15 protein-coding genes, 1 tRNA gene and 1 pseudogene are annotated in these 11,947 nt (G+C 54.7%); 6 read left to right on the forward strand and 11 right to left on the reverse strand.

From position 1 onward, the window contains the following. Nucleotides 1-287: 287 nt before the first annotated feature. From ACR0NT_RS13330 to ACR0NT_RS13340, 3 genes are all read right to left on the reverse strand, one after another. The gene (locus ACR0NT_RS13330) at nucleotides 288-527 is read right to left on the reverse strand and encodes a hypothetical protein (RefSeq protein WP_170674144.1); all 240 of its coding nucleotides are present in this window, start codon (nucleotides 525-527) and stop codon (nucleotides 288-290) included. 435 nt (nucleotides 528-962) lie between these two features. Continuing rightward, nucleotides 963-1,442 (reverse strand): phage virion morphogenesis protein, encoded by a 480-nt coding sequence (locus tag ACR0NT_RS13335; RefSeq protein WP_170674142.1) that lies wholly within the window; start codon nucleotides 1,440-1,442, stop codon nucleotides 963-965. Between the two features lie 18 nt (nucleotides 1,443-1,460). After that, a complete protein-coding gene (locus ACR0NT_RS13340) occupies nucleotides 1,461-1,943 on the reverse strand; it encodes a thermonuclease family protein (RefSeq protein ID WP_170674140.1) in 483 nt (160 codons plus the stop codon). A gap of 89 nt (nucleotides 1,944-2,032) precedes the next feature. On the opposite strand from ACR0NT_RS13340, the gene ACR0NT_RS13345 reads away from it, so the two are divergent. Further along, entirely contained in the window at nucleotides 2,033-2,488 is a 456-nt protein-coding gene (locus ACR0NT_RS13345) for a hypothetical protein (RefSeq protein WP_170674138.1), read from the forward strand. Between the two features lie 111 nt (nucleotides 2,489-2,599). Here the strand turns inward: ACR0NT_RS13345 and ACR0NT_RS13350 are convergent, their stop codons facing one another. Continuing rightward, entirely contained in the window at nucleotides 2,600-4,099 is a 1,500-nt protein-coding gene (locus ACR0NT_RS13350; protein ID WP_170674136.1) for a PBECR2 nuclease fold domain-containing protein, read from the reverse strand. A 246-nt stretch (nucleotides 4,100-4,345) separates the two neighbouring features. On the opposite strand from ACR0NT_RS13350, the gene ACR0NT_RS13355 reads away from it, so the two are divergent. The 3 genes from ACR0NT_RS13355 (at nucleotide 4,346) to ACR0NT_RS13365 (ending at nucleotide 6,634) form a co-directional block, all read left to right on the forward strand. Next, a complete protein-coding gene (locus tag ACR0NT_RS13355; RefSeq protein ID WP_170674134.1) occupies nucleotides 4,346-5,410 on the forward strand; it encodes a hypothetical protein in 1,065 nt (354 codons plus the stop codon). Nucleotides 5,411-5,432: 22 nt separating this feature from the next. Beyond that, nucleotides 5,433-5,840, forward strand: a complete 408-nt coding sequence (locus ACR0NT_RS13360; protein WP_480443255.1) for a type II toxin-antitoxin system VapC family toxin — start codon at nucleotides 5,433-5,435, stop codon at nucleotides 5,838-5,840. An 86-nt stretch (nucleotides 5,841-5,926) separates the two neighbouring features. Continuing rightward, complete coding sequence (locus ACR0NT_RS13365) at nucleotides 5,927-6,634, forward strand: BglII/BstYI family type II restriction endonuclease (protein ID WP_170447841.1); 708 nt, start codon at nucleotides 5,927-5,929, stop codon at nucleotides 6,632-6,634. A 4-nt stretch (nucleotides 6,635-6,638) separates the two neighbouring features. On the opposite strand, the gene ACR0NT_RS13370 is transcribed toward ACR0NT_RS13365, so the two are convergent. The 7 genes and pseudogenes from ACR0NT_RS13370 to ACR0NT_RS13400 all read right to left on the reverse strand — a co-directional run bounded on the left by ACR0NT_RS13370 (nucleotide 6,639) and on the right by ACR0NT_RS13400 (nucleotide 10,414). Further along, nucleotides 6,639-6,845, reverse strand: coding sequence for a helix-turn-helix domain-containing protein (locus ACR0NT_RS13370; protein WP_480443257.1), 207 nt, complete (start codon nucleotides 6,843-6,845; stop codon nucleotides 6,639-6,641). Between the two features lie 21 nt (nucleotides 6,846-6,866). Further along, nucleotides 6,867-7,487, reverse strand: a pseudogene (locus tag ACR0NT_RS13375) (MT-A70 family methyltransferase); the annotation flags it as partial. A 273-nt stretch (nucleotides 7,488-7,760) separates the two neighbouring features. Continuing rightward, a complete protein-coding gene (locus ACR0NT_RS13380) occupies nucleotides 7,761-7,985 on the reverse strand; it encodes a hypothetical protein (protein ID WP_170674132.1) in 225 nt (74 codons plus the stop codon). 300 nt (nucleotides 7,986-8,285) lie between these two features. Beyond that, entirely contained in the window at nucleotides 8,286-9,032 is a 747-nt protein-coding gene (locus ACR0NT_RS13385; protein WP_170674130.1) for a type IV secretion system protein, read from the reverse strand. A 312-nt stretch (nucleotides 9,033-9,344) separates the two neighbouring features. After that, nucleotides 9,345-9,644: a hypothetical protein gene (locus ACR0NT_RS13390; RefSeq protein ID WP_170447849.1), complete on the reverse strand. Its 300-nt coding sequence runs from the start codon at nucleotides 9,642-9,644 to the stop codon at nucleotides 9,345-9,347. A gap of 226 nt (nucleotides 9,645-9,870) precedes the next feature. Next, nucleotides 9,871-9,946 (reverse strand) — tRNA-Ala (locus tag ACR0NT_RS13395). Nucleotides 9,947-10,087: 141 nt separating this feature from the next. Further along, nucleotides 10,088-10,414 (reverse strand): TIGR02300 family protein, encoded by a 327-nt coding sequence (locus tag ACR0NT_RS13400; protein WP_170447851.1) that lies wholly within the window; start codon nucleotides 10,412-10,414, stop codon nucleotides 10,088-10,090. 100 nt (nucleotides 10,415-10,514) lie between these two features. Here ACR0NT_RS13400 and ACR0NT_RS13405 point away from each other — a divergent pair, with 100 nt between their 5' ends. Continuing rightward, nucleotides 10,515-11,210: a M48 family metallopeptidase gene (locus ACR0NT_RS13405; protein ID WP_480443212.1), complete on the forward strand. Its 696-nt coding sequence runs from the start codon at nucleotides 10,515-10,517 to the stop codon at nucleotides 11,208-11,210. A gap of 31 nt (nucleotides 11,211-11,241) precedes the next feature. Continuing rightward, a complete protein-coding gene (locus ACR0NT_RS13410) occupies nucleotides 11,242-11,889 on the forward strand; it encodes a GntR family transcriptional regulator (RefSeq protein WP_170447853.1) in 648 nt (215 codons plus the stop codon). Nucleotides 11,890-11,947: the final 58 nt, after the last annotated feature.

Below are 11,947 nucleotides of genomic sequence, written 5' to 3' on the forward strand. Positions count from 1 at the left end.
CCAACATCCAAGAAAAACACTGCCAGAACTCCCCAACGCTAGGCGTCAAAATCTAAATCTGTCAACAGCTTTTACGGGAAAAGTTCATGATTTGCTATCGCTAAGGGCATTTCTCGGAAGATTGAGTAAAATCTTTCAGGGTATTCCTATGCTCTGGCAACTCTGCACCCGTGAGGTCTGACCAGGGAACTGGTTCAGGGAGGGCCGTCTCATTTGGCAACATATCATTGCGGAAGTTTTTTCCAATGTCGTCGTCGCCGCACGCCATCGATTGTTTATCCCTCTACTTATTCAGATTTTTCAACACGTTCTTGCAAGCGTCTCTGCACTGTGAGCAGAACTGCAAAGGCAATCATCGCGCCATTGCAGACCCAGTACTTTTGCGCGGCGAATGGGCTAGGGAGGAAGTTCAAATCAGGTAGATCTACATTTGGCAGATCTATTAGCAGAAAGTATCTGATCGCGACGAGGAATGTTGTTGCGGTGAGAATTTTGCAAACCGCTAGCAGAATCTTCTCTTTTTTCACGTCCACCTCGTTGTAGTAGAGACATTGCCTTGAGCCACTCTCGAACTTGCATGACAAACGTGTGGAACAACCACGTCAAAGGCGAGGCGGCAATGCTTCGATTTGAAAGAAAAAGCTCGGTACATGTGTCGCCTGACACGCCACAAGTACGCTAGAAAATCGGATCTCATCAATCACTGTGTAAATAACCTGTCGTATGAACTTAGAATTGCCCTAAGATTGACTATCTTTCACTTGTCGTCCTCCTAGGTTGCAAGAGAAAATGCACGCAAAAGAAGAACTTCCGAGGCGTTAACTTAGCGCGACACCAATAAATTCAGGATGTGCATAAGCCATACACGAGCTGAGCGAATCCAAAAGAGGAACGAGCTATGCGACGAAATCCGACAGGGTTTGGTACAGCCACGTCTGTTTCGAAGCCCTAAATCAAACGACTCAATTTTCCCAAAACCCAAACAGGTCTCGTTCTATAAGATCTACGTCGTCAGCAGAAAACCCGAGATACGGGCGTCCCGGAATAACTGCCTTCAGGCCACGCCCCGCCTTTCCACCGAATTGATGAATGGCGGCGTAGGCTTCAACCTCCTTGCCGGTGCCGATTGTCAGAACGCCGCCGCTGACCTGATAGTTGATCGACCCAGCCAGATAGCCCCGCATCCGCAGGATGGTCGCCGGCGCGTTGCCGTATCGCTTTTGACGGCGCCGTCTTTGCGATTCCGAAAGCGGTGCCCAGGGCTTGCCGTCGGGATCGCGCTCATTTTTGAAACGCAGATTGATCACACCCCCGGCACCGGCGAATTCCTCACCTATAGACTTGAGGAATGGTTCAGGGTTTTCCAGTTTAGACAGGCGCACACGCAGATCCGCACGCAACGCCTCGTCGTTGAAGCTGAATTCCAAACGTGCACCAGTCATCTGCCTTTTCCTCCTGAATCACGTGCGACAATACCTGGGCATTGCCCCGTTATACGGTCCAGCCTGTTGTTGCTGCGCGATGTAGGTGCCAGCCGGGTCGTATCTGGCGCACCGACCGCATTCGCGGACCAGAATCAATTCCCCACCGATGTCGCGGCCATCCGGCAAACTGCACCGGCCAACCTCACGATCATAGGTTTTTTCACCTGTCAATTTGCAGGACAGTGTCTGTCCGTCGACCAGTTGCGTCATGGCGCGTGTGGCGCTCACTCCTCCGGGTGTCCCGCGTTCGTCACAAGTCACTCCAGCCAAACGGATCGAAACACCCTCGACCTCAATGGTGTCACCGTCTCGAATATGTGTGACACTGCCGGTCAGATCAGCTGAATTGTCATTTTCGATCTGACAGGAGCTCAATACAAGAGCGGATAGACCCGCCATCATCCAGTTTTTGACTTTCATTTTCTGCTCCCGGGCCATTTGGTGCTTTTTATCTTGCAAGTGTTGATTTTCTCACCTCCATGCAAGATTTAGCTGTTTCTTGCGAAGTGACTTCAATTTGAGGTTGCCCACCATCATAAGAGAAACGAATGAGCACCACCTCGGAAAACACCCCTTCGAATAAAGTAAAGCCGACAATCTCTGAAAATATCCATCGGGTTGACGCTGTATCGGCGCATCTACGAAACTACATCGTTGGCGCATCGTTCGGCTTTGTTGGCATTGCGATCATTTTTAACAAGGACGCGTTTCAAAACAGTTTGCATTTGGGTCCTTGGCGCCTTCAGTTTGTTTCTCCATGGGATGACGTTGCACTTGTGCTTTTCGGGCTGTCTTTTGGGCTAGTGGGGGGGCTTCTCCTTATATGGAACGCAGTGTCTGGCTTCTTAAAGCTTCTTGAGGCATTCAATGTACCTGAGCCAAAGAGTTCCCCGCTTCGTCATACGTTGTTGTTAGTATTTGTGTTTTTTCTTTATCTTCTGTTTGTCATGACAATTGTCTTTACTTTGGGCACGTTCGCGGAAAACCTAGCTAGACAGAAGTAGTGTTGAACTGTTGAGAGCTGTGAAGTACCCTTTGTTCGCGCAGCGATGGAACCCGTTGGGTGGGTATCAGATCCTATCGCTGGCTGGCGGCAGATCCCAACCTCTGCCGCCTTAGCTTTCCCTCCTGAAGATCAAGGCACCCCGGCGGTGACGCTCGAGGTATTTGACGTCCGGCTTGTTGCGCCGACCTTTGGTTGGGGAGAAGGACGTTGTCCCGAACCACGCGCCAGACGTCCAGTTGAACGAGGAATAGGTGGACGTCTCCGGATCCCAGCGCAGGTACCGGCGTACCAGGCGACGGACACCATCCGGCATATCAACCCAGTCCACCCAAATCTCATCCGGATCAAAGATCGCCTCAGCCAACCGCTCGGCGTCTACAGCTCGACCGAACTTCAGCACCTTCCATGCGCCATCCGCGTTCCGGAACAGCTGATCGGAAATCACCACTGCCTGACCGGCGCGATCCCGATACAGCACGCCCCTGTCGATATCTGCGCCAAAGCGCTGCAGGAACCGCTGAACATAGAACTCAGGTTCCTGGCCTTCAGGCAAAACCGGCGCAGAGAATGGGCGGCCCAGATCCGAGAGCGGCGGCGAAACCGGTAAGGGCAGGTCCGGCCGGGTCAGGTTTAACGGTTTCTGCAGCTCACGCGGCACGATCCCGCGCTCCCAAGTATTGCCAGGTTGATACCCCCAGCCGAAATCAATCCCCTCGGGCACCTCGATCCGCTCGCCCGTGGTCGGATCCTGAACCTTGCGCATCTTGAGCGTCGGCGCGGTGTCCGGGCTGTCCTTACCCAGACGTCGCAACCCGGCCGCGCTGATAGCACGTACACCGCAGGAGCATTTCCAGCCGTTGGGCGGGTAGATCCGGTCCCAAATCGGATTATCGTGCATGAAGACCTTGCCGTCCCATACCAAGTGCTGCTCGCGTGGCTGTTTCGGCTCGCGGGTTTCAGCATGGACGTACAGCCAGTACGGACGCGTTTTGACCACGTCCGGATCCCGCATCTGTTTCAGGCGACCGGCTTGGTGGGCGGTGCGCAAGTTGGTGTCGTAGATGACCCGCGTGCGCCAGTTGCGCCCGCCGTTGTAGTCCCAGCCATGGCGGGTGACGATCTCGTCAAACTCCTTTCGGAACGCATCCAGACCGCCACCGCCATTCATAGCCTTGTCCAGCGCGCCCCGCAGATCCTCGACCAGGGAAACGGAATCGGCACCGGCCACAACAAAGGCGCGGTCGTGCGCCTGGTGCAACGTGTCCGTCCAGACCCGGCTCGGCAGGCTGACTTTCTGACGCTGGAACTCCTGCGCCTCTTTGAATGTCACCGTGCCGATCTTAGGCTCGGACAGCGCCGGGCCGTCCTCGTCCAGCACTTCAGCGCGGCCGACCAACTCCGCCAGCGCCAAGGCATCCCCCAATGCCTCGGCATAAGGGATTTCATCGACCAGACGCGTCTGCCAATCCAGCAGGGCCTGTCGGGTTTCGTCTGCAGTGTCTGTCAGGCCGGTCGCCGTCTTCAGCTCGCGGACCCACGCCTCGTGCGTCGGGCGGGCCGCCGCCTCGGTGGCCGCGATCAGATCCTCAAGGCGGAAGGGCGAGTTCAACGACCTGCTGATGCTCCAGCTGCGGCCGGGCTTCCGCCTCGATCTCCTCAATCTTGACTTGATTGCGACGCTGTCTGCCCCGGACCCCGAGGATATTTCCCGAAGGTGAGGATTGAAAACTCCCTAGCTCGGCCCGCTAGATTCGTTCGTTCTGATAGACCAAGTGGCAATGATGCCTTAACAATCGAACATGAAATCCCGAGGGACGCCGAAGCAATCCTCAATTGGCTGTGAAAAAGGAGTGTCATGCCGGATAATTCAGAAGACTGGCATCCTGGTAGCTTCACCAAGAACTTTGGTTGGGGACGAGACGGTCGTGGCCTAGCCGAGTTACACAGAGCCATTAGAGTCGGATTCGGTGGAGAGTACGCAGATGTAAGCCGAAGCGGTTTCCGTGAGCGGTTGGAAGCGGAGAAAATCAACTTCTACATCCCCGCAAATTTTTTTCTTTTTAACTATTCAGATGGAACCGGGGATAGGATCGCGTTCGATGAACTTGTTTTTCAGGCTGTATCGTTTGATCATTCGGCTCACTTCGATAGGCTCGCGCTCTTTGCCTTCAACCTGTCTCTGGTGGGTGCCTGGCAAGGCGCGCGGCAATATCAGCGGCGGCCTGCTCTATGGTCCAACCGATACATCGTAGAAAGGCTAGCTGGCGCGCATCAATGGGACGTTTCCAAAGTGAATGCCGATGACATTCAGTCATTTTTGGACGGTGATGAGCGATACAAAGCGAAGACATCTCGAAAGCTCAGCACAAACTTGAACTTTCTTTATCAAATTGGCGGATTGCGCTCGATGGTGGCTGAAACAATAGAGCGCTGGTGGATGAATGCTTCATTTTTGGCGGCGGATCGGCTCTGCCGCCTTAATTATGCTCGGCGTCTGACGACTTCTTCGATTAGAGAGGCCCTTGATGAATTCGAGTTCGCCTCACTCACCGGTGGGATAAACATAGAAAAATCATACGCTCTCGGTCGCCTGTTGGAGATGTATGTGTCTGTCGGCGGACCGTCCAGATTCGAACGTTCCGCCGAAGCCATTAGTTCGGGCAAAACAAACGACCCCCGCCCGTATGGCTTGGTGGATAAAAAACTTCCAAGAGCACCAAAGTCTCTTCCGGCGGGTGTGGTGAACACGATGGAGTGGCTTGACGCCTCATATGAGTTGCTCGACCATGATGAATTGAAGGCTTTCGACGTCGATATGTTCGTCAGGGAGGCTTCAGTACGTGCGCTCTCAAATATTCGCAACCGAGGTATCAAGCCTACAATGAGTTCGTCAGATCTCATGTCATTGATGAGAGGCTGAATTGGAACCAACCTCTGCATGTATGGACACGTCCGCTTTGATTGCGCTTCTTAATGATGATGAAGACGCACACGCTGCGGTACTAAGTGAATTTCAAAAATACAAATCAAGTGGCATGGTGTTTGTCACCGAGGTTGTATTTGCCGAAGCGTCGGCGGGTATGAGCTCGGCGGAAGAGCTCCGCTTGGCCCTTGATGAACTTGGAATTGCCAACTTAAGCGCTGATGATGAAAGCCTTTTTTCCGCAGGCCAAGTCTTCAAAGAATATCGGCGCAGCAAAGGCACTGGAAAGAAGGATGGTGTTTTGCCCGACTTTATGATCGGCGCTGTGGCGAAGACAAAAGGGGTTGCACTGATCACACTCAACGACCGGGATTTTGTAAATAAATTTAGGGGCTTGGCAGTCGTCAATCCCATCAAGACTGAATGACGGAAAGAGAACTGGGAGGAAACCTGCGTATCGTACCTTCATTGGTTGGCGACGTTGGTTTCTCTTGGATGAATTAAGGAAGATGAATGTTTGAGACCTATACCTATGATGACCTTGGTGTAACGCCGCGCGAGGCACGAGATCATTGGTCGTTCATGGAAACAAACTCTGCATCCGCTGTCATGAAGGCCGTGTGCCCCGAGGAGTGGAATGATATCGTAAGCATCCTCTCTACGTACCGGCTGGAACCCCGGTATTGGCTGCGCGCGGGCGGCAACAGGGGCGACATAGCCGAACAGATCGACAATGCCTTTCATGATAGAGGCTGGCAGGAAACTCGATTAGACCTATCCACCAAGGGAATTTTGTTCTCAAAAGAGGAAGAAAAAATTGGAGAGCTGCCCGAGGTATACCAAAAGGGCTATTTGGTCGACAACTTCAAGAACAGGGTGGTTCTCGATGTTGAGTGGAACGCCAAGGATGGAAATTTGGACCGCGATTTGGCTGCTTATCGCTCATGGTATGAAGCAGGGGTGATATCAGCTGGCGTGATAATAACGAAAGATCGATTGCCGCTTCTTAGATTGGCGCGACAGCTATGGGCCGATTATCAAGAGACGCTACCCGAAGAAGAACGCACCAAAAAGCTCCCAATTGACCTTACAACGTCGACGGTCACTGCATTTGACAAAGCTCAAATCAGAGTGAGGCGCGGAGTTATGGGTTCTTGTCCAGTGTTAATTGTGGCTGCAAATGAAACCACATGGGACGGAACGCCCTATCCCACTGATTGAGTATCTATTCTGAGGCAGGAGGCCGACCGCGTTTTCTCAATGGCGTCTCCGCCAATTCAAGCAGTGATCTAACACGTTGAATCGGATAGCCTGTTTCAACTGCAAGGTCCCTGATGCTCGCGCCCGCCTCATAACGAGCCCCCATCTCGCGCCCAATTTCGGATGCGACAGTTTCAGGGATTTTTTCACTAGAATGTAGTGGTGGGAACATCTCACCGCCGGCATACCCTTTGTGCACTCGACCGCGCGGTTCCACTTCCTCGGATGACTCATCACCCCAACGCGTCCATCCCTCCTGCGGATGGCGAGCGAACATCTCCAGGTAGGGGCCAGGCGAACAGGCCGTAATTAAGTCGTACTGTTCATCTGGCTTACGGGAGTGCTCACGCTTGCGGGTTTCAATCATATTCACCTGCGACCTGGCTGGAGCGAGAGTTCGCATAGACCCTTTGACCCCGAATAGGAGAATTTCAGTTACATTTCGGAAATAGAAACCCACTCCACGACCATCAGGCCCACCATCTTTGCGTCGCTTCGCCCAAATAATGTTTGACACATAGCGAAACCCCCAAGCCTCCATAACAGCGAGGCCATCTGGCAATAGCGCGTTAGGTACCCACAGATATAGATGAGCGTTCTTGGCACAAACATCCGAAACGGGGAGAGCTTTGATTGCCTCAAGATCCATAGTTGAATAACGGTCGAGACGACGGTGTTCCGGAGCCACTTTGCCTGTGCGGTTGGTGAAGCGCCAGGGCGGGTCCGCTAACACGGTAGAGAACCCACCAACTACTTTGGGCAGAGCTGGAGGTTGCGCTTCTGGCCGCAAAGGTTCTACAGTTTTCTTAGGCATTCACTGCTCCCGGATCTTTTTTCAGATCTTTACATTGTTGAGCTTAAAATGACTAGTCCAAAAAAGCAGATTTGCCCATTTAAAGTACTAAGAGCTGATTTTGGCGCATGAGGCTCTTTGCCGACATTCACGACTCTTTGAAGAATCTACCTTCAATTTTTCAGAATAGCCAAGGCGGGGTGCAACGACATGTATCCCCGCCTTAAGACAGTATTTCGGTAGTCAGACAGCCAGTACAATTCGAGAGTCAGAGGTGCCGGAGGGTTGCGATACTTACTTTTCGAACCGGTCCACAATTTCAGGGGGCAGCAGGTGCCGCCATTGCTCTGGCGTATTTTTCCAAAGCTCCTCGTCGGAGACCGGCTCTGTACTAACCTGCATACGGTTTTCCGTGCTTGCCTGAGCATTCTCAACGTCTATGCCGAGCGATTTCAGCAGTTCGCGAGTCTTAGCTTGGCCTTCTGGTGTCTTGCCGTGGCGACGAAGGACTTCTTTCAACGCTTTAACTTTGGCTTTGGCCGTTGTTTTGGCTTCAGGTCCGTGAATATCAGCTCAGGTGAAATTAGGGTTGTTTTCCTTAGTCATCGTCTACTAGCGCTCCCTGCTGGGTTGTTCCCGCTTCCACCGCCTGCCAGGCGACGGCCAAGATATCTCTCCGCACCTCTTTGTAGCGCACCTGTGGACGCCTGCGCACCCGCTGATAGCGCGGCGGCAATTGAAGGCAGCAGGAAGAAGAAAATGATGCCAGTGACGGTGACGCCTGCGAAATAGAACATAGCCAGGGTCGCCGGAAGAACGTCAGTTTGAAGCACTGCTCGTTCCAGCATCAGAATGATGGTCAGTGACAGGACGTAAATCAGCAGCTTGAAGATGAGAAAGTTCAATATCTGCCCCCAGCCAGGAGAAGAACCAGCCGCGTGTCACATCAAATAAAGCGAAGCAGATGAAGATCGGTCCTATTGCGGCCATGGTGTCGTTCTGGAGCATCGCTGTCTCGACCTGGAGGCGCGCTGACAGCGCATCGATCTCTTTCTGTGTCGAGGCCCCGCCAATCGCCTGCCGTAGCCGTTCCAGACCGGCCAGGCGGTCATCTGCGGACTGAACGATGCGGTCGCCAAGGGCCGCATCACGGGCCGATTGCGCGCCGATACGGTCCAGCTCTTGCCGGTAGAACTCTTCTGCGGAGATATCGGCCGAGGTGACGCGCGTATGATCCAGGTATCGGCCCGCAGTGTGGGACAGGTCGCCCAGACCGTTGATGTCCACTTCAAGCAAGCTGGCAATCTCGATAGCCTCCGGCCCCAGAAGTTCCCGCACCTTCGGATCGTTGAGCGCGTTGGCGATATCGGCCATGTCAGTGATGCCGTTGACGGAATCATACAGCCGTTTGGCCTCTTCCAGTTCTTTCACCATCTGGGCAATTTCTTGTGCGAATTGCTGCTTCGCATTCGCAATCTGGGTGGCATCGATCACAGGGACACCCTGCGCGAACGCAGGTTGCGCCAGAGCGATGGTTGCAGCAGCGAGAAATAGATTCAGCTTCATAGTTTGTACCTTTTCAATTGTTTGATTGCGGTTTGGTGGCCAAGGTCAGCGGCCTTGGCCATCCAGAGTCTTGCCTGGCCCTCTGCGCCTCGATCTGAGTAAAGCTCAGCCAACGCGAATGCGGCCTCCGGCATTCCGTTTGCGGCGAGGGATCGCAGCTCGTCGGAAATCGCGATTGAGCACGCCCATGGCTTGATCAGCAGTTCGGTGATCAGGAGACCGGCGGCTATGGGGAGCGCGAATGCTCCCTTCCTGGTCTCGATGAAATCGTCTTACCTGTGCGACACGCGGGGCTGTACGAGCAACCGCAAATCAGTTCCGCGAGCAAAGATCGAAAACGGATTCTCCGAGATTTTGAGGGCGTTGCAGCCACAAAAGCAGCTCTTCGCTCTGGTCAGGGAGATGTTTAACGACGCATGGAACATGCGCCTCATAGAAGCCAAGAACGACAAGGCTGCTCTCAAGCGGCAGATAGCCGACCTCGATAAACAGATTCAGGGCCTTCTGGACAGGATTATGGATGCGACTAGCCCTTCTGTCATTGGCGCATATGAAGCGCGTATAGACAAGCTTGAGCGCGAGAAAATCCTGCTCACCGAGCGAGTTGACCAAATCATGCCTCCGAAAGGCAGGCGAGAGGAGTCTATCGAACCGGTCTTGGAATTTCTGTCAAAGCCTTGGAATCTTTATGAAAACGGTAGCTTACTACTCAAGCGAACAGTGCTTAGATTGACCTTTTCGGAACCCCTACGATACTCCCGCGAAAGGGGTTATCGAACCGCTAAAATCACCTTTCCATTCAAGGTGTTAGCGGATTTCTGCAACCAAAAATGTGAGATGGTGGAGCCTAGGGGAGTCGAACCCCTGACCTCTTGCATGCCATGCAAGCGCTCTCCCAACTGAGCTAAGGCCCCATCATGGTACTGCCGAAGCAGTGGACGGACGTTTATGAGACGGTGGCGATGAGCGCAAGTCCAAAAAATGGAAAATGCCAAAAAGTTTCCGCCCCGCGTCCGGGGTGGGCATGAGGCGGCGTGGGCCGCCTCTGACCGGTCTTAGTTTTCGTCTTCCGACGACATGTCGGTGATATCGTCCAACGAGACGTTATCATTGTCGTCGTCATCATCGTCCAGCAGATCATCGTCCAGTTCGACATCGACATTGTCGTCATCGTCCAGAACCAGTTCCTCATCCGAAGCGTCTTTGCGCGCTTTGGCCGAGGCGGCGTCTTCCGCATCTGCGGCGATCATCCGGCTTTTGCCGGTTTCAAGCTCCACGATCTCGCCAGTGTAGGGGCTGATGATCGGGTCCTTGTTCAGGTCGTAAAACCGCTTGCCGGTTGTCGGGCAAACGCGCTTTACGCCCCATTCTTCCTTGGGCATGTCAAATCCCCTTGATATCAGGTGAGTCGTAATAATGATTCAGGTCACGTGCCACATGCAGCAGGCACTGTCAAAGCCTTTGAGCAGGAGAAACAGGCATATGGGAGATCACGCACTGCCCGGGACGCCTCCGGTGCCGCTGACGTTGCGCAAATCGGCGCGGGCGAGGCGGATCAGCCTGCGGATTTCCCAACTGGATGGGCGGGTTACGCTGACCTACCCGCAGGGCGTGCCGGAGACCGAGGCGCTGAGTTTTGCCCGCACCAAGGAAGAGTGGATTCGTCAGCATTTGCAGGATCGCCCCGATCCGGCAATCGTTCAGTTCGGTCAGACCATCCCCATCGAAGGCATAGAGCGGCGAATCGTGCCGGCAACGGGGCGTCGTGTTCTGTTGCAGAACGATGAAATCGCCGTGCCTGCTGGGGCCGAGACGCGGCGCCTGGCACGATTTCTCAAGGAACTGGCGCGGGACCGTCTGACCGGGGCCTGCGACGATTACGCGGCCATGCTGGGTCGGTCGTATTCCAGCCTGACCATCCGCGATACCCGATCCCGGTGGGGGTCGTGCAGCTCGGCCGGGGGGTTGATGTTCTCTTGGCGGCTGATCCTCGCGCCGTCCGAGATTCTGCACTACGTCGCCGCGCATGAGGTGGCGCATCTGGCCGAGATGAACCATTCCCCTGCATTCTGGGCACAGGTCGAACGGATTTTCGGGGACTACCGCGATCAGCGGCGTTGGCTGCGCGACAACGGGGCGCAGCTGCACCAGTACAGATTCGATGCCGTGGTGAGTTGACCCCGCGCCCGTTTGTGATCACAAATTGGGAATGCTGACCACACGCCCCTCAGACTCTCACAGCGCGACACATGACCGGGTGTACCGCGCGTTACGTTCCAGAATCATGCATGGCGAGATGGCGCCGGGGCAGGCGCTGACCCTGCGCGGGATCGGCAAGGAATTCGGTGTCTCGATGACCCCCGCGCGTGAGGCCGTGCGGCGGCTGGCGGCCGAAGGTGCGTTATTCCTGTCTACATCGGGCCGCGTTTCAACGCCTGAACTGACCAATGACCGGATCGAAGAACTGGCCGCCTTGCGCGCCTTGCTTGAGGTCGAACTGGCCAGCCGCGCCCTGCCGAGGGCGCATATGGCGTTGATCGACCGGTTGCAGAGCATCAATATGAACGTGGCCGAGATGGTCACCAAACGGGACGCCGTCGGCTACATCCGCACCAATCTGGAGTTTCACCGCACGCTCTATCTGCGGGCACAGGCCCCGGCGATGCTGGCGATTGCGGAAACCGTCTGGCTACAGCTTGGCCCCACCATGCGCGCGCTTTACGGGCGGCTTCGGCGGACCGACCCTCCGCATAACCACAAGCTGATCATCGCGGCGTTGCAGGCCGGAGACGAGCCCGGTTTGCGGCTGGCGGTGCGCTCGGATGTGACACAGGGCCTGCGGTTGCTGGTCAGTTAAGCGGCTTGTTGCCGAAGGTCTGAAATTGCCTCTGATTGGCTATGTCGTTGTGGTTTGG

Source organism: Ruegeria sp. AB10 (assembly GCF_056542745.1).